This window comes from Brevibacterium sp. 91QC2O2, assembly GCF_024580695.1.
GTDB lineage: Bacteria > Actinomycetota > Actinomycetes > Actinomycetales > Brevibacteriaceae > Brevibacterium > Brevibacterium moorei.
Map to the genome: position 1 here is coordinate 142,148 of NZ_JANIJY010000005.1, position 19,780 is coordinate 161,927.

The 19,780-nt window shown below is 69.8% G+C and carries 17 protein-coding genes; 5 read left to right on the plus strand and 12 right to left on the minus strand.

Annotated features, from left to right (window positions below):
• Positions 1-92: 92 nt before the first annotated feature.
• Positions 93-995, minus strand: a complete 903-nt coding sequence (locus tag NQ036_RS06090; protein ID WP_257057686.1) for a DMT family transporter — start codon at positions 993-995, stop codon at positions 93-95.
• A gap of 102 nt (positions 996-1,097) precedes the next feature.
• Between NQ036_RS06090 and NQ036_RS06095 the strand changes: the two genes are divergently transcribed.
• The 3 genes from NQ036_RS06095 (at position 1,098) to NQ036_RS06105 (ending at position 3,126) form a co-directional block, all read left to right on the plus strand.
• Complete coding sequence (locus tag NQ036_RS06095) at positions 1,098-1,430, plus strand: SdpI family protein (RefSeq protein ID WP_257057698.1); 333 nt, start codon at positions 1,098-1,100, stop codon at positions 1,428-1,430.
• 147 nt (positions 1,431-1,577) lie between these two features.
• Positions 1,578-2,132, plus strand: coding sequence for a dihydrofolate reductase family protein (locus NQ036_RS06100; protein ID WP_257057700.1), 555 nt, complete (start codon positions 1,578-1,580; stop codon positions 2,130-2,132).
• A 115-nt stretch (positions 2,133-2,247) separates the two neighbouring features.
• Positions 2,248-3,126 carry a 3-methyladenine DNA glycosylase gene (locus NQ036_RS06105; protein WP_257047562.1) on the plus strand — a complete coding sequence of 293 codons (879 nt, stop codon included), beginning with the start codon at positions 2,248-2,250 and terminating at the stop codon, positions 3,124-3,126.
• A 33-nt stretch (positions 3,127-3,159) separates the two neighbouring features.
• Here NQ036_RS06105 and NQ036_RS06110 read toward each other — a convergent pair whose 3' ends face one another.
• The 8 genes from NQ036_RS06110 to NQ036_RS06145 form a co-directional block, all read right to left on the minus strand.
• The gene (locus tag NQ036_RS06110; protein ID WP_257047350.1) at positions 3,160-5,337 is read right to left on the minus strand and encodes an FAD/NAD(P)-binding protein; all 2,178 of its coding nucleotides are present in this window, start codon (positions 5,335-5,337) and stop codon (positions 3,160-3,162) included.
• Positions 5,334-6,173 (minus strand): LLM class flavin-dependent oxidoreductase, encoded by an 840-nt coding sequence (locus tag NQ036_RS06115; RefSeq protein ID WP_257047349.1) that lies wholly within the window; start codon positions 6,171-6,173, stop codon positions 5,334-5,336. Before NQ036_RS06115 ends, NQ036_RS06110 begins: the two co-directional genes overlap by 4 nt.
• Complete coding sequence (locus tag NQ036_RS06120; protein WP_257047348.1) at positions 6,170-7,549, minus strand: LLM class flavin-dependent oxidoreductase; 1,380 nt, start codon at positions 7,547-7,549, stop codon at positions 6,170-6,172. The genes NQ036_RS06115 and NQ036_RS06120 overlap by 4 nt, the downstream gene beginning before the upstream one ends.
• A 49-nt stretch (positions 7,550-7,598) precedes the next feature.
• Positions 7,599-9,332, minus strand: coding sequence for an ABC transporter ATP-binding protein (locus NQ036_RS06125; protein WP_257047346.1), 1,734 nt, complete (start codon positions 9,330-9,332; stop codon positions 7,599-7,601).
• Positions 9,329-10,291, minus strand: coding sequence for an ABC transporter permease (locus NQ036_RS06130; RefSeq protein ID WP_257057702.1), 963 nt, complete (start codon positions 10,289-10,291; stop codon positions 9,329-9,331). Before NQ036_RS06130 ends, NQ036_RS06125 begins: the two co-directional genes overlap by 4 nt.
• A complete protein-coding gene (locus tag NQ036_RS06135) occupies positions 10,288-11,334 on the minus strand; it encodes an ABC transporter permease (protein ID WP_257047343.1) in 1,047 nt (348 codons plus the stop codon). Before NQ036_RS06135 ends, NQ036_RS06130 begins: the two co-directional genes overlap by 4 nt.
• A complete protein-coding gene (locus NQ036_RS06140) occupies positions 11,331-12,896 on the minus strand; it encodes an ABC transporter substrate-binding protein (RefSeq protein WP_257047342.1) in 1,566 nt (521 codons plus the stop codon). Before NQ036_RS06140 ends, NQ036_RS06135 begins: the two co-directional genes overlap by 4 nt.
• A 743-nt stretch (positions 12,897-13,639) precedes the next feature.
• Positions 13,640-14,422 (minus strand): LysE/ArgO family amino acid transporter, encoded by a 783-nt coding sequence (locus NQ036_RS06145; RefSeq protein ID WP_257047341.1) that lies wholly within the window; start codon positions 14,420-14,422, stop codon positions 13,640-13,642.
• Between the two features lie 206 nt (positions 14,423-14,628).
• Between NQ036_RS06145 and NQ036_RS06150 the strand changes: the two genes are divergently transcribed.
• On the plus strand, positions 14,629-15,549 hold the full coding sequence (locus NQ036_RS06150) for an ArgP/LysG family DNA-binding transcriptional regulator (protein WP_257057704.1): 921 nt from the start codon (positions 14,629-14,631) through the stop codon (positions 15,547-15,549).
• Positions 15,550-15,626: 77 nt separating this feature from the next.
• Positions 15,627-16,703 carry an alcohol dehydrogenase catalytic domain-containing protein gene (locus NQ036_RS06155; protein WP_257057706.1) on the plus strand — a complete coding sequence of 359 codons (1,077 nt, stop codon included), beginning with the start codon at positions 15,627-15,629 and terminating at the stop codon, positions 16,701-16,703.
• Positions 16,704-16,809: 106 nt separating this feature from the next.
• Here the strand turns inward: NQ036_RS06155 and NQ036_RS06160 are convergent, their stop codons facing one another.
• From NQ036_RS06160 to thyX, 3 genes are all read right to left on the minus strand, one after another.
• On the minus strand, positions 16,810-17,955 hold the full coding sequence (locus NQ036_RS06160; protein WP_257057708.1) for a hypothetical protein: 1,146 nt from the start codon (positions 17,953-17,955) through the stop codon (positions 16,810-16,812).
• A 193-nt stretch (positions 17,956-18,148) separates the two neighbouring features.
• Positions 18,149-18,880 (minus strand): hypothetical protein, encoded by a 732-nt coding sequence (locus NQ036_RS06165; protein WP_257057710.1) that lies wholly within the window; start codon positions 18,878-18,880, stop codon positions 18,149-18,151.
• Between the two features lie 86 nt (positions 18,881-18,966).
• Positions 18,967-19,755: an FAD-dependent thymidylate synthase gene (gene thyX / locus NQ036_RS06170; protein ID WP_257049918.1), complete on the minus strand. Its 789-nt coding sequence runs from the start codon at positions 19,753-19,755 to the stop codon at positions 18,967-18,969.
• Positions 19,756-19,780 lie beyond the last annotated feature (25 nt).

A 19,780-nucleotide genomic window follows, 5' to 3' on the forward strand; every position in this document is an offset into this window, starting at 1 on the left:
TTCTCCTTCTAGCGGGCGGTGTCCGCCTTGTGGTGCGACGCGTGCAATGCCGAACTCCCCTGCGGCACCGGCCGGGCCCGGCCCGGCCGCGGCTACCGCTTGGACTGGACTGCCACGCATGCGACCGTCACGCCGATGCCCACCAGCTGCAACCAGCTCAACCGCTCCCCCAGAACGAGAGAGCCCAGGACAACCGCGGACAGCGGCTGCAACAACAGGATCGTGGCGCCCAGATCCGCGGGCAGGCGCACGGTGGCGAAGCCGATGAGGACGAACGGCAGGAACTGGCCTCCGACGGCCAGCACCGCCAGCCAACTCCAGGCGGAAGCGGACAGGTGAACCACGATGGAACCCGTGACCAGGCCGAAGACCCCGATCACCACGGCGGCGCTCGCCGATCCCAGCGCCACCGGTCCGAAGGCCCGCCGCGGTTCCAGGGTGCCCGCGCGGCGGTTGCAGTACAGATAGCCCGCGTACAGACAGCCGGCCAGCACGCCCAGCACCGTACCGCGCACAGGATGGGACATCGTGGTCTCCCGACTGCCCAGCCCGCCGGTCAGCAGCAGGCCCGCGAGCATCACGGGAAGGACGAGGGCGAACCGCCTCCCCAGCACGGCCCCGTCGAGGACGCGGGCCAGCAGCGGGAAGACCAGCACCTGGGAGCCGATGAGCACGGTGGCCACCGCCGCGCCCACGTCCAGGACCGGCTGCGTCCACATCAGGTAGTCGCACGCCAGGAAGGCACCCGACAGCAGGGACCAGACCACGGCCGGCCGCGACATCCGGCCGTGGCGCCGCAGTTCGAGGCAGAACAGGACGGCCAGCGGGATGAGCGCCAACAGGCAGCGGTAGAACGCCGCAGTCGCAGCCGAGGTCCCCGCGAGTTTGATGAAGGTCGAGGCGGACCCGACCAGGATGCACCCGCAGATCATGGAGACCAGGGACGCGAAACGGGGGCTGGGCGCCGGACCGGGCCCCGACTGTGCGACTGTCATGGCTTCAGCATGACATCCCCCCCCGTCAGCTAGAGTCGTTGTCCAAGGATGCGCGGTCACCCCCCCGAGCACCGAGTCAATGACGAATCGGAAAGGACACCGATGGTCACCGGAATCGTTCTGCTCCTGGCAGGTGCCCTGATAGTGGTCATGGCCATCATGGCCGGAATCGGAAAGCTGGGGATGAATCCCCTGGTCGGCATCCGGGTCGCGCCGCTTATGCGTTCCGAGGAGGCCTGGCGGATCGGCCACAAAGCCGGAGCTCCGGCGTTGATCGTCGCGGGGATCGGCGCGATGATCGGCGGGATCGCCTGTTTCTTCATTTCCTCGGATGACACCGTCGGCATCGTCGCGCTCGTCTCCGCGGCCTGGCTCATCGCATTCACGCTCGGCGCATCCTTGGTCGCGGTCCGCGCTGTGAAGTCCGTGCGCTGAGGCGGTCCACGCACTGCAGGGAGGAGGACGAGCGTCCGGCTGATCGGCCAACTCCTCGGGCAGAACCGTCCGGCTCGCCGAGTCAGACCGTCCAGGCGCCGGCGGGCATGCCATAATGACCGCACCGAAGAATGGGAGAACGGACCGATGACTGATTGCGTGTTCTACACGGCTGCGACCCTCAACGGATTCCTGGCCTCGGACGATGATTCCCTGGACTGGCTGCTGCGCGTTCCGCAGGACGATGTGCAGGGCGATATGGACGCGTTCTTCGCAAGCGTCGGGGCCCTGGTCATGGGTTCCGCCACCTATGAATGGATGCTGCGCCAGGAGGATCTGCTGGCCCACCCTGCGAAGTGGGCCGAGATCTACGGCGAGCGCCCCGCCTTCGTCTTCACCACCCGCAGCCTGCCGGCGATCCCCGGCTCGGGCATCCGATTCGTCTCCGGAGATGTGGCCGAATGGTTCGACCTGATCGCCCGGTCCGCTGGCGACAAGGACGTCTGGGTGATGGGCGGCGGCGCTCTGGCCGGGCAGTTCGCCGCGGCCGGCCTGCTCAACCGCATCATCGTGGCTTTCGCACCGGCCACCCTGACCAGTGGCAAACCGCTGTTTCCGCACGATTTGAGCTGGGAAGACCTCGAACTGACCGGGGTCAGACAGATCGGTCGCTTCGCCGAGCTGAGCTACCGGGTGGGATAATCGGGGCGTGTCCTCCACCGTTTCAACCAGCCCCGCAGCTAATTCCGCAGATGTTTCCGCGCCCGGTTCGAGTGCCGGCGCAGCTGCGCCGACCACGCCGGCCGTCACCCGGTATCTGCCGGCCGAGGTCTGGCGCGCCCGCCGGGATGCCCATGAGAGCCTGGCCCATGCCCGCACCGATGCGCACCATGAGCGCCGGCTGCACGGTCAGAAGCACCCGGTCGAGGATTTTCTGTTCACCTACTACCCCTTCAAGCCCGGCCGGATCGCCCGGTGGAATCCCGGCGCCGGCGTCGCGGTGGAGATCCGGGACGAGGCCGACCGCGCCTACTTCGACCGGCGCTGGTACCGGTTCTTCGAGGCCGAACCGGCCTCGACGACGTATGCCGCCCTCGACCTGCCGGCCTGGCATGCCGACCGCGGCACGGGCGCCGGTTTCATCCGCTCCCTGCTGGAGGCCACCTTGGACCGCGAGGCCTCGTTCGGGTGCTTCGGCATGCACGAATGGGCGATGGTCTACCGGCTGGGCCCCGATCAGCGCCGCCATGAGCAGGTCCCCCTGCGGCTGAGCCAGGAGGAGACGGATCGGGTGGTGGAGAACCACCGCATCCAGTGCTCACACTTCGATGCCTTCCGCTTCTTCACCGAGCCCGCGCGGCCCCTGAACACGCTGCAGCCCACCCGCGCCTCGATGGTCGCCAATGAGCAGGCGGGCTGTCTGCACGCGGGGATGGACCTGTACAAATGGGCGATGAAGCTCGAGCCCACGGTGCCGGGCGAGGTTGTCCTGGACGCCTTCGACCTGGCCATCGACATCCGCGCCCTGGACATGGAGGCCAGCCCCTACGATGTGCGCGGCTGGGGCTACGGCGTGGTCCCGGTCGAAACAGCTGCGGGCAAGGCCGAGTACATGCGCCGCCAGCGGGAGTTGAGCGTGCGAGCGCAGGCGATGCGCCGCCGGCTGCTCGACTGTCTGGCCGCCGCCGGAGTCTGAGACCCGCGGTCGGTGGACCGGCTATCGCGGACTTCACCGTTCATGCAGTGGAATCCGCGATAACCGGTCCGCGGACTCCGCCCGCAGCCGGGCCAGCAGGTGGTCGGCCAGTGCCTCGTTGGCGCGGAATACGCGGGCGTCGGTGCCGGGCCGGGCGAAGGCCTCGGCGGTGGAACCGGAGACCGCGGGCCCGACCATGAACAGGGACCGCTGTGGCCGTCCCTCCGCGTCCAGCGCGCGCCCCGCCGGGTCCGTGGCGAACTTGCCCGCGCCGGCGAAGGACAGCTCCCCGTCCGCGATCAGCCCCCGCAGCAATCCGTCACGGGCCCGAGGCGCCACGACCGGGGCCAACCGCGCGTCCAGCAGGTGCCGCGCGGTCACAACCGCGTCGTGGGCCGGGCTACTCGCCGCGAAGTGCCGCGGGCACGAGCCGGCGGAACCTCCTGGGTCCGCGCCCGGTCGCGCGGCGACCGCCTCCACGTGCAGATCGGGTCCGAGGAATCGCAGGAGGCCCGCCCGGTGCAGGGCCAGCAGATTCTCCAGTCGCTCCGGCGGCGGTCCCGATGCGATATAGCTGAAGAAGCCATGCAGCACGGTGTCGATGCGGGCGGTCTGCTCCGGGTCGAAGAATCCCTGGGCGATGAACTCGCGCAGGGTGAAATAGGCGCTCACCAGTCCGGTGAACAGGGCCGCGTCCTGGGCAAAGTGGGGGTCCGCTGCACGGTCCAGCCGGCCCCTGATCAAAGTGGCGACGCGGGCCTCCAGATCCTCCAGGCGATCCGTCTGCGGCCGGGCCGCGCCGTCGCCGGTGGAGGGTTCAGCCGACCGGGATGGCGCCTGTGCGGTCGCGCCGTGCAACGGCCGGTCCAAGGTCGCCACGTCGTAGAGGTCGGCGGGATCCGGGACATGGGCTGTGGCGAACGCCCGCACCGCGGCCTTGACCCCGGCGGGGTCGGACCCGGTCACCAGCGCGGAGGCCCAGGCGTCGATCAGCTCCAGATACGCCCCGGGCCCACCCGCTGCGCGCCGCTCATCGCGGGCCAGCCAGACATAGTGGGCCGCCGCCATCTCCGCGTCGAACAGGCCGAGCACGCCGTCGACCAGGCTCTCCGCCGGAACCGCCGAGCGCAGGGAACGCAGGGCGTCCGCAGTGATGTAGCGGGCCGGGCCGATCGACAGTTCCGGCTCCGCATAGCCGAGTTTGGGAAGCAGTGGCACGCCGCGCCGGGAACCGACCCACAGCACTGGCTCCGAGCCGCTGGGAACGTAGTCGATCCGACCCCCGCCCTGGCGCTGTCCGGCGGCATCCCCGGCCGCCTCCGCCGCGGCGTCCCCAGCTGCGCCCCGGCGGACGAAGCGGCCCCCGCGGCCCTCGGTGAGCATCATCATCGCGTCGATGAATGCCAGGCCGAAGCCCCGGACGATCACATCCTCGCCGGCCGGCAGCACGCTCAAATCCAGGTCCGCGGTGTAACCAGGGGGAATATAGGTCAGATCGGTGCCGGCCGTGAAATCCAGCAGCGCGGCGGCCTGCTCATCGGGGTCGACTTCGATATACCCCTGGGCCAGGACCAGTAGCTGCGCGCGCAGATCGTAGTCGGCCCGTGCGTCCGCCGGGTGGACGCGGAGCAGATATCCGCCGTCCAGTGCGGCCGCCGCGGTGACCCACCCCCGGTGCACCCGGACCCGCCAACCGGCCGGCAGTGCTGCACGGGCCCGGTCGAAGGCCCAGGCCAGGTATCCGCCCTGGACGTGGCGGGGCGCGAAACCATCACCGGGAACGTGTTCGGATGGGTCCAGATGTTCGACGATCCACTGGTCCAGGGGCGGCCCCTGCACTGCGCCGGGCCGGTCGGAGAACACGGTGATATCGGCGGCCAGGGAGTTCATCCACAGCACTCCGTCCTGATTCGAGCGCCAGATTCTGCCGCCGCCCACCGGATACGGATCGATGACCTCGATGTCCAAGCGCGGTGGGATCCCGGCCCCGGGCCGGAAACCGGCCGGGGCGGGCCCGCCCGGATCCGGCGCGGCGCGGCGGGCGGCAGCCGCCAGGGCCAGTAGCAGTCCGGTGGTCTTGGGCCCGCCGCCGACGAACACCAGCCGTGGAACCCGGGGCTCCGCCGCCTCGGCCGGTCCGCCGGGTACGTCCCCGCTCCCGTCACTCGCCCTGGCCGCGGCTGCCCGGGCCGCGAACCGTTCACGCCTCACAGCGCTACGACCCGCTGCGCGGTCACCCCGGCGGGCGCCCCGGCCAGCTGCGCGTCCGGCGCCGCGGCCTCGGGCACCGGCAGCACGCGCACGGCGAGGTCGGCGAATCCGGGCGCGGAGGCCTCGGCGGCGGGAGTGTCGAGCACGACCACGGTGGGCAGGACGCCCTGCGGCGGCCGGGGCACGATAGCCGGCCCCTTGACCGAGAACTCCCCTCCCACCGAATCGGTGCCGCTGAAATCGACGTAGCGCACCCTGTCCGCGTCGATGAACCGCCCCGAGGACTGCTCACGGATGACCGCATCCGCGTCCCAGGAAAGCCACAGCCGTTCGAGCAGCCCGTCGATCTGCGCGGCCTCGGCCCAGGCGGCGGATTCGCCCTCCGGACCCACTGCCGGGCGGCGGCCGATCAGCCGCGCCTGCGCATCCGTGGTCTGCACGGTAGGCGCCCACGCGGCCCGCCCGTGCGTGATGTAGTCCAGCGTGGCGGTCGCACCGGCCAGGTGGAAGGGCTCGGCATGGGTCACCGGAGTCTCGGGGGTGATCGTCAGATTCCGCGTGACCGGGCCCAGCCAGGCGGCCAGGGTGCCCGCGTCGAGTCCCCCGGTCGAATCGTCGGCGATGATGAGCAGCCCGGGTCCTGCCGCGTCGATCCCCTCCACCCAGTGGCGCAGATCGTGCAGGTCGACGCGCAACGGGTCGACGGTGATGCGCAGACCGTGTCCGGCGACCGAGGCGCGCGGGCGCTGCGCCGATTCGGCGGCGCCGGTGTCCGGCCGGCTGCCGGATCGGCGGTCGGTATGCGCGCTGGGCGATGTGGTGGGCGGAATGCTCATGATACGACCTCCTGGAGTTCGGTTGTGGCGGCCCGGGTCGTCGAACGCGCGGCCGTCCATTCGGCCTCGGGCCGGAAGCGGGGCAGCCCCAGATTGTCCCTGAGGGTGGTCCCGTGATAGGCGTCGCGGTAGACGCCGCGGTTCTGCAGTTCGGGAACGACCCGATCGACGAACTCGTCCAGCCCGCCGGGTGTGAGATGTGGGACGAGGATGAAACCGTCGGCCGCTCCGGCCTGCACATAGGCGTCGAGCTGTTCGGCGATGGTGGCCGGGGTGCCGACGAAGGAGTGCCTGGCCGAGACTTCGACGACCAGGTCCCTGATCGACAGGTGCCGGGCTGCGGCCAGTTCCCGCCAGGCCGCGATGGTGGGCCGCGGATCCTTGATGTGCCGGACCCGGCCCCGTGTGATGGCCGCCGGATCGACGTCCGGTTCGACGTCGGGCAGCGGCCCGTCGGGATCGTAGGCCGTCAGATCACGGCCCCACAGCTGTTCGAGGAAGGCGATGGCACCGGCCGGGCTGACCTGCTGATAGCGGATGTGGCGAGAGCGTTCCTCCGCTTCCGCGGCCGTGTCGCCGATGGCGAAGGTGACACCGGGGAATATCTTGAGCGAGCCGGGCTCGCGGCCATAGCCTGCGGCGCGCGCCCTGAGGTCTGCGACGAAGGCCGCCCCGGCTTCGATCCCGGTGTGGCGGGTGAAGACGACATCGGCGGAACCGGCGGCGAAGTCGCGCCCGGCGGGGGAATCACCCGCTTGGAAGACCACGGGGTGGCCCTGCGGCAGAGGTGGCAGGCCGAAGGTGCCCGCGATGTCGAAGAACTCGGAGCGGTGGGAGAAGGATCCATCGCCGGGCCCGATCGCTGGCACGCGGGATTCCCACAGGGTCCGGGCGGTGGAGATGAAGTCCTCGGCCCGCCGATACCGGTCCGCGTAGTCAAGGTAGCCGCCGCGGCGGAAGTTCGCCCCGGTGAAGGCGTCGTTGCTGGTCACGACGTTCCATGCGGCCCGCCCACCCGATACCAGGTCCAGCGTGCCCAGTTTGCGCGCCAGATCGTAGGGCTCGTTGTACGTCGAGGACAGGGTGCCGGCGAGCCCCAGATGTTCGGTGACCTGGGCCAGCGCCGCCAGGATCGACACCGTCTCCGGCCGGCCGACGGTGTCCAGGTCGAAGACCCGGCCCTTGTGTTCACGCAGGCGCAGGCCCTCGGCCAGGAAGAAGAAGTCGAACAGCCCCCGCTCCGCGGTCCGGGCCATATGTTCGAAGCTGTCGAATTCGATGTTGGACCCCGCAGCGGGGTCCGACCACACCGTCGTATTGTTCACGCCCGGGAAGTGCGCGGCCAGGTGCACCTGGCGCCGTGTTCGCTCTGTCATGCCGTTCTCCTTACTACTGTGGTTTCCTCATCGTGGTTCGGCGCGGATCTCACGCCGCGTTTTCCAGGTGCGCGCCCCGCCCCGGCACCGCGTCCAGCAGCCGGCGGGTCACGTCCGATTCCGGATGGGCGAACACGTGCGCGGCCGGACCCGATTCCACCAGCCGACCGTCGGCCAGCACCGCCACCGTGTCGCTGATCTGCCGGATCACCGCCAGGTCGTGGCTGATGAACACATAGCTCAGTCCGAACTCCCGCTGCAGCCCGACCAGCAGGTCCAGGATCTGGGCCTGCACCGACACGTCGAGGGCCGACACCGGTTCGTCGAGCACCAGGAGTTGCGGCTCGACGGCCAGGGCCCGTGCAATGGCCACGCGCTGGCGCTGCCCGCCGGAGACCTCGCCCGGGTGGCGGTGGCCGAAGGACTGCGGCAGCCCGACCCGGTCCAACAACTCCGTCACGCGCAGGCGCCTGCTGCGCCGGTCCCCGATCCCGAAGCCCCGCAGTGGCGCCTCGAGGGTCTGCGCGATCGTCCGCCGCGGGTCCAACGAAGCCGAGGGGTCCTGATAGACCAGCCGTGCCGCGCGGGCTCTGTCCTGTGCGGTTCTCCCCCTGGCCCCGCGCGCTCGCCGGCCGGGCGGTGCCAGTTCTTTGCCGAGTAATTCGACGCGGCCGGCGTCCCAGGACTCCAGGCCCAACAGGATGCGGGCCGTGGTGGACTTGCCAGAACCGGATTCGCCCACCAGGCCCAGCGTGCGGCCGCGGCGCAGTTCGAGCGATACCCCGTCGACGGCGCGCAGACTGCGGCCGCGCCCCGCGAACTCCTTGACCAGGCCGCTCGCGCGAACGGCGAAGTCGCCCGGCCCGGCGGCGAGGCGGCCGCGCGCCCCACCTGGCCCGCCCGGCACCGCATCCTCGGCCCCGGCGCTGTGACCGCCGCCCGCCCCTGCGGCGGCCGAGTCCGCCTGCTCCGCCACGGACCGCAACGGCGTGGGGTCGCGCAGCAGTGCGACCGAGGGCGCGGCGGCGACCAGGGCGCGAGTGTAGTCGGCTTGCGGGTCCTGCAGAACGCGGCTGGCGGGTCCGGTCTCGACGACCCTGCCCTGTTCGAGCACCGCGATCCGGTCCGCGCGGTCGGCGGCGACCCCCAAATCGTGGGTGATGAGGACCAGCCCGGCCCCCGTCGACCCGACGAGTCCGGCCAGTAGGTCGAGGACCTGTTTCTGCACGGTCACGTCCAATGCCGAGGTCGGCTCATCGGCGATGACCAGTTTGGGATCGCCGGCCAGCGCCAGGGCGATGAGCACGCGCTGGCGCTGCCCGCCGGAGAGCTCGTGCGGATAGCGGCCGAGGTGCCCGGCCGTCAGGCCGACGGATTCGAGGGAGGCGACGGTGGCCTCGGACACGGTGCTGCTGCGCCCCAACCGCCCGGTTCCGCCCCGCACCACCTGTCCCAGCTGGGAGCCGATCGTGCGCACCGGGTTGAGGCCCAGCCCGGCGTCCTGGGGCACATAGCCCATGGCGCTGCCCCGCAGCCCGCGCCAGCCGGAGTCCCCGGCACCGCGCAGGTCGTGGCCCAGGATCGTGTGCGTCCGCACGCTGACCGCGGCCGCCGGCAGCAGGCCGGCGAGCGCCTTGGCCGTGGTGGACTTGCCGGATCCCGATTCGCCGACCAGGGCCAGGGTCTCGCCCGGGGCCAGGCTCAGGTCGATTCCGGTGACGGCCGGCGCCTGTGCCGTGGGATAGGTCACGGTGAGGTCGCGCAGTTCGAACAGCGTGTTCATGATGCTCTTCCATTCTGGGTGGAGGCCCCGCGGGCCAGGACGTTCACGGACAGGACGACGATGGCGATGACCAGGCCGGGCAGCGTCGTCATCCACCAGGCGCTGGCCAGGTAGTCGCGTCCCTCGGCGACCAGCAGGCCCCATTCCGGTTGGGGCGGCGCAGCGCCGAATCCCAGGAAGGACAGCGCCGAGACCGTGAGCACGGCCGACCCGAACTCCAGGGCGGCCAGGGCCAGCACGGGGCCGACCGAATGCGGCAGGATGTGCGTGGTGAGGGTGCGCAGGGCCCCGGTTCCGTCCAGCCTGGCGGCCTCGACGAATTGGGAGCCGCGCACGCGCAGGACCTCGCCGCGGGTGATCCGGGCGAAGGACGGGATGGTGCCGGCCGCAACGGCCGCTGTCAGCGGCACGACCCCGGTGCCCAGGGCTGTCACGATGGCCAGCGACAGCAGGAGGCCGGGGATCGCCTGGAGCACATCGATCAGCCGCATGATGGCGGTGTCGGCCGTGTGCCCTGCTGTGCCGGCGATCAGGCCCAGCCCGGTTCCCACGGTGCCGCCCGCGAGCACGGCGATGAACGTGATGCTCAGCGTGCGGGCGGTGCCGTGGACCACGCGGGCGAACACATCGCGGCCCAGGTGGTCGGTGCCGAACCAGTGGGCGGGGCCCGGCGGCTGCAGGCGGTCTGCGACCGTGCCGATCAGTGGATCCCAGCCGGTGAACAGGCCGGGCGCCACGGCCCAGGCGAGCGCCAGGCCGATGACCAGTGCTGCGCCCAGCCGCAGCGGGCCAACCCGGAGCGGGCCCCGGCGTTGCAGGCCCCGGCCCCGGTGTTGTGGGCCCCGGCCCAGACCGCGCGGGACGCCGGTCCGTTCTGTGAGGGCCGCCTGCGCTGTGGACTGCGCAGGCCCGGCGGAATCCGTCTGCGCGTGTGGAGCGGTGTACGTTTCGACGCTCATACCGGTGTTACCTCCTGTGTTGGATGGGCCGCGGGGTACTCCGGCGTGGTCTGTGCGCCCGACCGGCCGTTCCGAAGGCCGCTCCGGGCGGTCCGGCGGCCGGCCGGGGTGGGACGGGTGCGGGCGTCGAAGACGGGGTAGAGCAGGTCGGTGACGAGGTTGACCACGACGAACACCGCCGCGGCCACCAGCACGATGCCCTGGACCACCGGAATGTCCTGGCCCGCCACGCTGGTCTCCACCAGGCGGCCCAGGCCGTTGCGGGTGAAGACCGTTTCGACGACGACTGCCCCACCCAGCAGCTGGCCCGTCACCAGGCCGGCCACCGACAGCAGGGACAGGCCCGCCACCGGCAGCGCATGAGTCAGCAGGAGGGTCCAGCGGCGGAGGCCGGCCGCATGGTACGTGGTGATGAACTGCTGGGCGGCCGCGGCGTCCAGGGCCTGCAGCAGGACCTGGGCGATCACCGCGCCCACGGGCAGCGCCAGGGTGAGCGCGGGCAGGATGACGCCGGCCAGTCCGTGGGCGCCCAGGGCGGGGATCCACCCCAGCCGGAAGGACACGAGCTGGAGCAGGATGAGGCCCACCCAGAACGTCGGCAGGGACACGCCCAGGCCGGGCAGTCCCGCCAGTCCGCTGCGCAGCCAGGGCCGCTTGGCGCCTGCCGCCAGCACGGCCAGGGCGATCCCGCCGGTCACCGCGAGCACCAGGGTGGCACCCGCCAGTTGCAGAGTCGAGGGCAGGACCTGTCCGATCGCCTGGGCGACCGGCTGGCCACTGGCATAGGACAGCCCCAGATCACCGCGGAACAGACCGGCCATACTCTCCAGGTACTGTGCCCACAGGGGTCGGTCCAGCCCGTACTGGGCGCGGATCGCGTCGATCTGCTCCGGCGTGGCCGCGCTGGCGCCGGCGGCGCCCAACAGGATCTGGATCGGATCACCCGGCAGAGCGGACAGGATGAGGAAGGTCAGGGTGTAGGCGGCCCACAGCACGATCACGCCGTGGCCGAGTCGTCTGAGCACATAGGCCATCGTTCTCATTCCCCCTCCCCTGCCCGGCCCGCCAGCCAGGTGTCGTAGAGCTGGAACCTGCTCGAGGCCTCGTAGTGGAAGCCGCGGACCTGCGGCGCCAGCGCCATGACGGTCGACAGCTCGACCAGCGGCACTGCGAAGCCGCCCTTGACCAATTCGTCGCCGGCCCGGCCCAGCAGCGCATAGCGTTCGGCCGGGTCCACGGTGGCGGTCGACCGGTCGAACAGCTCGTCGATGCCGTCGCGGTGCTTACCGGTCTGGTTCTGCGCATCCACGGCGTAGACGCTGCGCAGGATGTCCGGATCGGCCCTGGTCAGGTTGGCGAACAGCAGATCCAGTTCCCCCGCCTGTTTGAGCGCAGTCTGCTGTGTCGACGTCACCCGCTTCAGTTCCAGTTCGATGCCGATGCCGCGCAGTTGTTGGGCGATGAGTTCGAGGAAGGGCGCATTCTGCCAGTAGGGCAGTTCCACCCGCAGGGGCCGGCCGTCCTTGACCCGGATATCGGAGCCCGCCCGCAGGTGCCAGCCCGCCTGGTCCAGGAGGCGCTTGGCGCCGGCCGGGTCGTAGGACAGGGTTCCTGCACGGTTCCGGTACCCGGGGGTGGACGCGGCCAGGGCCGAGGTCGCCTCGGACTGTTCGCGCGACAGCAGTGCCCGCAGCTCGGGCCGGTCGATGCCCTGCCCCAGTGCTCGCCTCACCCGGGCGTCGGCGAAGATCGGCGAGGCCGTGTTGACATAGAAGGAGTACACGACGCCGGGATTGGGCCGCGCTGCCAGTTGGAAGTTCGAGGCCTGCAGCAGTTCCTCGTTCTGCGGCTGGACGGATTGGTCCACGTCGATGTCGCCGGACGACAGGCTGCCGGTGCGCACCGATGCCTCCGCGACGTTCTGGAAGTCCAGGGCCGCCAAGTATGCGGGACCGCGGTGCCGGGGCAGGCTCGACGGCCACGCGTAGTCGGCGAAGCGCGTGAGTCGGGCCCCGGAGCCGGGGGTGTAGCCATCCAGTTCGAACGGGCCGGTGCCCACTAGACCGCCGGTGCAGCGCTGTTCGGGTGTGAGTTTCCATGTCGCGGGGGCGTAGAAGCCCAGGCTCATGGTCGAGGTCGCCTGGAGGAACTGCGCATTGGGCTCTTTGAAGGCGATCCGCACGGTGTGCGCGTCGGGCGTGCTGATGGATTTCAAACCCGCCAGGTACGTCGAGGCCAGTTGGGCCTTGGCGCCCAGTGCGGCGATGCCGGAGAAGTTCTGTTTGACGCTCTGCGCGGTGAACGGCGTGCCGTCGTGGAATTTCACGCCGTGGCGGAGTTTGAAGGTGTAGGTCCGCGCATCCTCGCCGACCGTCCAGGAGGTGGCCAGCCAGGGTTTGATCGCGCCGGTCTTCGGATCCTGGTCGGTCAGGGAGTCGGTCATCTGCCTGCTGATGTTCAGGGCGTTGTTCGTGCCGTTCTGCTGGCCGTCGATGCACTTGGGGTCGTTGTCGTAGGCCAGGCGCAGGGTTCCGCCCCGGGCCGGGGTGGAAGCGCCGGGGCCCGCGGCCGTCTGCGGATCGGCTCCGCAGCCGCTCAGCGCCATGGCCGCCGCGAGCCCCAGAGCGATCAGACTCCGGGCTGCGGGACTGGAGCGGCCGGCGGGGCCGCTCCGCTCGGAGGAGGACCGTCTGTCGGGTTCCGACCGGGATGGAAACCGGGATGGAAGGGGCAGGGGGCTGGACATGCCTGGGCTCCTGTGCTGTCCGGCTCAGGACGCGGCGTCGCGGCAGGCCGGACCCGTCCTCCGGGGTGCGGGCACGGGCACCGGGGCGCCATGGGCGCACGGGGGCCCGGACGCCGGCGGCATCCGGTGAGGACATGGGTTCGGATCTGCTCGGACGCGAGGGTCCGCGAGCGTGGTGACGTCGGGTCGGCAGCAGGGCCGCGGCGGGTTTCCAGGTGCACCGCCGGGACTCCGGGGTGTTGTCGCGAATCCTGGCGGGTCTGCTGTGGTGTACGACGTCGGGGATAGCGGATGAGGGCCGCCGTGGGGCGGGGCTCAACCGCGAGGGGTCAACGGATCACATACATCCGTCGACGCCGGCACGGGCACGACAATCGAGGGCTTCAAACCTGGTTGCAAGTGCCCAGACCTGAGAGTTCCTGAATGCCGTCGTCATATTCTTCCTGCCGTTGAAGTCGTGGCCCTCACATTACCCCGGCGGGAAGGCGCCCTTCAAACCGGATTGCCGATTATGACGGCCGGAGTCGCTCCGGTCTCCGGCACATCCCACATACGTTGTGCGCCTCCCACATACGCTGCACAGGCGTGCGGCGGGCCGGCGCTCAGGCCAGGTGGCGCAGCAGACCGACGGCCAGGCAGATCATGATGACGCCGGATCCCAGGTCCATCCAGCGCAGGGCACCCGGCCTGCGGGCGAACAGGCGACCCAGCAGCTTGGCCGCGAACCCCAGAACGGTGAACCAGGCGGCCGAGGCCCCCAGCACCCCGAGGGCGAAAATCCACCGCTGCTCGCCGTAGTTCGCCGACATCGAGCCCAGAATGACGACCACATCGAGGATCGCCTGCGGGTTGAGCCAGGTGAAGGCCAGCAGGGTCACAATCGCGGTGAGCATCGCATGGCGGCCGGTCTGTGCGGGATTCGCCCGCCCGTCGTGCGCACGACCGGTATGGGCACCTCCGGCTTCCGCACCACCGTGCGCCGCACGATCCTCGCGCAGCCCGCCGAGGTGCCCGGCGGCGGACGGCGCACCGGCGCCCACGGTCGCCGGTGCAGCCGCGGCGAAGACGACCTCGCGCTCGGTGTGGGCCGCGGGGTCTGCGGAGCGGGGCCGGAAGAAGTGCCAGACATTCAGGCCGCCGTAGCAGACCAGGAAGGCCACGCCGATCAGCGTCATGACCGTGAGCACGGAGGGGAAGGCCGTGACCAGGCGGCCCATCCCGGCCACGCCGACGATCGTCAGCAGGATGTCGGAGAGGAATCCGACGATGAGCAGCGGCAGCATGTGCGCGCCCGATGCGCCGTGCTTGATGAGGAACATCGTCTGCGCGCCGACGGCGGCGAACAGTGCGATACCAGCGAAGAATCCGGTCAGGGCGACGCTCATGACCACTACCTCCCAACGAGAAGACGAGGGGAACCGGGGATGCCCGGCCCAACGGATTCCACGCTAGGCCGCCACCCGAATGAAGCAAAGCAACGAATTCTTTCCCTCCCTAAGATATTCTTATCATCAAGGATCACACAGCCTTCTGACCTGGGATAACACAACCAATACCGGAGTCAGCACACAGAATCAGTGGGGGATCTCATATGGCCACTCTCAACGACCTGTCGACCGCTGCCCTGCGGACCTTCGCCACGATCGTCGACCTGGGCACGATCGAGGCCGCCGCACACCGTCTGGGCGTCACCGCCTCCGCCGTGTCCCAGCGGCTCAAGGCGCTGGAGACCCAAGCGGGCACCGTCCTCCTGCTGCGCACCAAACCGGTCGAGCCGACACAGGTGGGCAGGATCATCTACCGGCTGGCCAGGCAATACCAGGTCGCGATGCACGATGCCCAGGAAGCGCTGGACCGACGCACCCGGGTGCGCGACTTCACCCGCGTCACCCTGGTCGTCACCGCCGACGCCCTGGCCACCTGGATCACCACCGCGCTGGAGGGCGTGGCAGGCGAACACAAACTGCTGCTGAGCATCATCCGCGAGGACGAATCGCGCGCGGCCACCCTGGTGCGCGACGGCACCGCAATGGCAGCCGTGAGCGCCAGCCCGGAACCCGCCCCGGGTATCAGCGTGACCGAGCTGGGCACCTGGCGCTATTGGGCGGTGGCACACCCACAGTTCGTCCGACGCTATTTCCCGTCCGGAATGGACAGGCGCGCAGTCGGCAGGGCGCCCCTGCTGCGCTATGACGATGACGACCGGATGCCCGTGGATCTAATCGCCCGAACCGTGGGCCCCGGGACCAATCCGCCGACCCACTTCCTGCCGGAATCGCGCCAGATGGTGCTGGCGTGCGCCAGGCAATTGGGTTGGACCATGGTCTCGCGCGAGCTGCGCGCCCTGGTCCCCGGGGCCGCCGGCCTGGTCCCCGTGCCGGGCACCGAACCGGTCGACGTCCGCCTGTACTGGCAGCAGTGGGCCATGTCATCGCCCACCCTCGACGCGATCCAGCAGGCCGTCGGCGCTGCCGCCCGCCGCGCCTCGTCGACACCCGGCGCCCGGTGGTGAACCGGGCCGACGCCCTGCCGTGACAGAATGCGAAACGCGCAGGGCCCGACCGCGTCACGCCACATAGACTCGGAGGCATGCGAGCCGTATACATCACCTCCGCCGGCGCCACGCCGACCGTCGAGGACATCCCCTCCCCCGCCCTGCCCGCCGACGGCGTCATCCTCGACGTCGAGGCGACCGGGCTGTGCCGCTCGGACTGGCACGCCTGGTCAGGCCACGACGACACCGTGCACTTCCCGCACGTGCCCGGCCACGAGATGGTCGGCCGGATCGCCGCGGTCGGGCCCGAGGTGAAGAACTGGTCCGTGGGCCAGCGCGTCACCACGCCCTTCGTCTGCGGCTGCGGCCGGTGCGAGCTGTGCCTGGGCGGCAACGCCCAGGTCTGCCCCACCCAGACCCAGCCCGGTTTCACCCACTTCGGCTCCTGGGCCCAGCAGGTGGCCCTGCACGCGGCCGACGCGAACCTCGTCGCCGTGCCCGAAACCCTGCCGGCGGAGGCCGCGGTGCCCCTGGGCTGCCGCTTCGCCACCAGCTACCACGGACTGAAGAACCGCGCCCGGCTGCGAGCCGGCGAGATCGTCGCCGTCTTCGGCTGCGGCGGCGTGGGACTGTCCGCGGTGATGATCGCCGCGGCCCTGGACGCCCACGTGATCGGCGTGGACATCAGCGATGACGCACTGGCGCTGGCCCGCGAACACGGCGCCGAGGCCGTGGTCAACACCCGCGGCATGTCCGTCGACGAGGCCGCCGCGGCCGTGGCAGCCGCCGCCGGGGACGTGGCTGCGGCGAACGGGCTGACCGGGGTGGGCACGACCTCGGGCCCGGCCGTGACCGTCGAGGCGCTGGGCCTGCCGGCCACAATGAACGCGGCGCTGAAGTCCCTGGCCCCGCTGGGCCGGCACGTGCAGATCGGGCTGCTCGCCGAATCCCCCGTGACCGAGGTCCCGCAGGTCATCGGCAAGGAGATCGCGTTCTTCGGCTCCCACGGGATCGCCGCTGCGGGCTACCCCGAGCTCATGGCCCTGGTCGAATCCGGCCGGCTGCGGCCCCAGGACCTGGTGACCCGCACGATCGATCTGGAACGGGCCTGCACCGAGGTCGTCGAATTGAGCAACGGTTCGACCCCTGGCATCACGATCATCCGTCCCTGAACCGAGGGCCCCGGCCCCGGACACACAATGAGCAGGCGCTTTGGTCTGGGTCTCGCAAGAGAATCAGACCAAAGCGCCTGCTCATTCGGGTTGAGTCCCGGGTGACTCAGGAAGCCTGGTGCTTCAGGTGCTCCCTGCGGACCAGACGGACGATGACGCGGATGATCATGAGCGCCAACAGCAGCATGCCGACGTAGCCGTTGAGCTGGTAGACGATGTTGACCAGCGTGGAGAAGTCGAAGGACATGCCGATGAACATGCCCACGATCGCCAGCACGATGGTCGTAATCTTGAACGAGCCGGTGCCGTCGGTGGTGAACCTGGAGCTGACGGTCCACAGCATCGGCACGGCGGTCGTGTAGATGCCGGCGAGGATCATCACGGAGATGATCGCGGCGATCGCCGGGCTCAGCTGCCGGGCCAGGACCAGCATGGGGATCTGCGCATCCCAGGTCTGGGCCAGGTTCGCCAGCAGGCCCAGTCCCACGACGATGCAGGTCGCAGCGAAGAAGAACCCGCCGAGGGCACCGCCCCAGACGGCCTCCTTGCGCACCTTGGCGGTCTTGCCCAGGGCAGCCAGGAAGGGCACGGTGGCCAACATGTTGTAGCCCACGTAGCTGAAGCCGGCCATGAACCAGTTCGAGGCCGCCGCCTTGACCTCCAGGGTCGGCAGCAGGGTGTCCGATTCCTTGATCCCGCCGGGGTTCTGGATGATCCCGACGATGCCCAGGATGATCGCGACGATGACGATGAGCGGTCCGATCTTGCCGATGATGTCGACCAGCCGGTTGAGGCCGAACCAGGCGGTGACGATGACCAGCAGGGTCATGCCCACACCGCCCACCCAGGGCGAGACGCCGTACTGTTCGTTCGCGGTCGCCGCGGCGCCTGCGATCATGACGGTGAAGATCAGGAAGATGAATACGATCGTGAAGTAGTCGAAGAACGTGCCCAGGGCGCGGCCGCCGTAGTAGTGGAAGATCTTGCCGGGGCGCTCGAACCGCTCCCGCTGACCGGTGGTGAACAGTTCGACCATGATGAAGACGAACAGCACCATGACCAGCAGACCGGAACCGAAGACGCCCCAGCGACCATAGGCGGTGAAGTACTGGAAGATCTCCTGGCCGGTGGCGAAGCCCGAACCGATGAGGAATGCGAGGATCGCGCCCGCATAGGTCAGGATGCGACCGGTGGTCGATCCGGTGCCGGTGTGCGTTTGGCCGCCGGTGGACGCGGCGGTACTACTGCTCATGGTGGCGTGTGCTCCTTGGGGTGTGTCTACGGGGTCGTGCTGCGGGTCTGACGGTGGATGGACTCACCCTCCACCGTCGGGGATTGACGAACACCTCAGATTAGTCGCCCCTGCACACAGTCCACACCCACGTCCGCATAGTGATACGACCGTACGGCGGGTGCACCACGGAATCCCCGCCGGGTGAAACCGCTCAGTCGATCAGACGGGCCGCGACGACCGTCCGGGCGGGCTTGCCCTGGACCACCGGCAGCTGGACCAGCAGCTGGCCTGCCGGCGTGTCCAGGGCGGTGCCGCGGGAACCGCCCGGACTGCGTTCGAGTGCCAGCGTGTAATCGCCCAGCCGGCTGATCGACAGGCCCTCGAGCTCTTGGACCACGGGCAGGCCGCGGGCTTCGGCATCGGCCGCTGGCCCCCGCAGTTCGGGACCATAGGGCTCGGGTGCCCCCGTCCCCCAGGCGCGCACGACCTCCTGGGTCGTCTCCTGCGGGCCGGTCTCCGTTTCGACCATGAAGGGCACTGACTCACCGCTTTCCACGATGGCGCGCACGGCCTCGGCGACGAAAACCGGATCGGCGGCACCGTCGTAGACCCAGCGCTTGCCCAGCACGGAGTGCTGCATGGTGCCGAGCAGGGAATTCTCCGCCCCGTCCAGGGGCGCATCCCGGTAGGACAGCGGGATCTGCAGCAACGGCAGGGACTCCTCACCGGCTGCCTCGGCCAGCACGGCGCGCCACCCGTTGGGGACCATGCGGACCAGCAGAACCTCGGCGCCCACCTCACCTGCAGGATCGTCGAAACGATAGCTGCCGACCTTGACCAACGAGGTGTCCTCGCCCAACTGCGCCCACGGCTGGTAGGGCAGCCACTCGGCGATGAGTTCGAGTTTGCCCGGCTGGAGTTCGGCCTGATGGATGATTGCCACTGCGTGCTCCTTTGCGTTGCGGTATCCCGGGGCGTGGGCCCCGCTCACGGCCCCCGGTGATCGAATCGTGCTGGTGCTCTTCTGGATCAGGCCTTGCGGGTCCCCGGGATCCACTCCCCGTCCTCGGTGACGGTGTAATCGGCGAAGATCGCCGGCGCCTGCTCACGCATGATACGCGCCACCCGGTCGAAGACCAGCCGGATCTCCTCTTCAGCGCCCTTGGCCGTGCGCATCTCGATGACGTGTCGCAGGGTCCGCAGATTCGCAGTCCACACGATCCCGGTGGCCAGGCCCTCCGGGGCGAACCGGCGCATAAAGGACGTCATGTGCTTCTTGTGTGAGAACTTCTGGCCCTCTGAGTCGAGTCCGAAGTGTTCGGCCATCCACTTCTGGTGCTCCTCCATCTGATCGAGCAGCTTAAGTGAGCGCTCCATCAGCTCCGAGTCCTGACGCGCCCATTCCGGGAACCACAGGGGGATGTCGTCGAGGCGCACATAGCGCAAGGACTCCTGGCTGAACGCGGAGCCGGCACGGTGGCGGATCAGCTCATGCGTGAAAACCCGCGAGACGTTGTGGAAGATGAAGGTGAAGTTCGCATGTTCGAGGACGGAGCCGTGCTGGCTGCCAATCACATTGCCCAGGTAAGCGGTCGAATCCGTGCGCACGCGCGAGACGTTCTTGTTCAGTCCGGGCTCCCACGAGCGGTAGCACATGCGTCCGGCGAACTCGACCAGGTCCTCGGCATCGGGGCTGTCCTGTTCGGCGACCCGGTCGGACCAGCTGGAACCGGAGACCTCACCCAGATATGCGTTGACCGCGTCCCAGTCCAGCTGGGGTTGGGCGATGAGTTCGACGGACGGTTCGACCTGGCGCACGGAAGCTCCTTGGAAGACGGGTGCG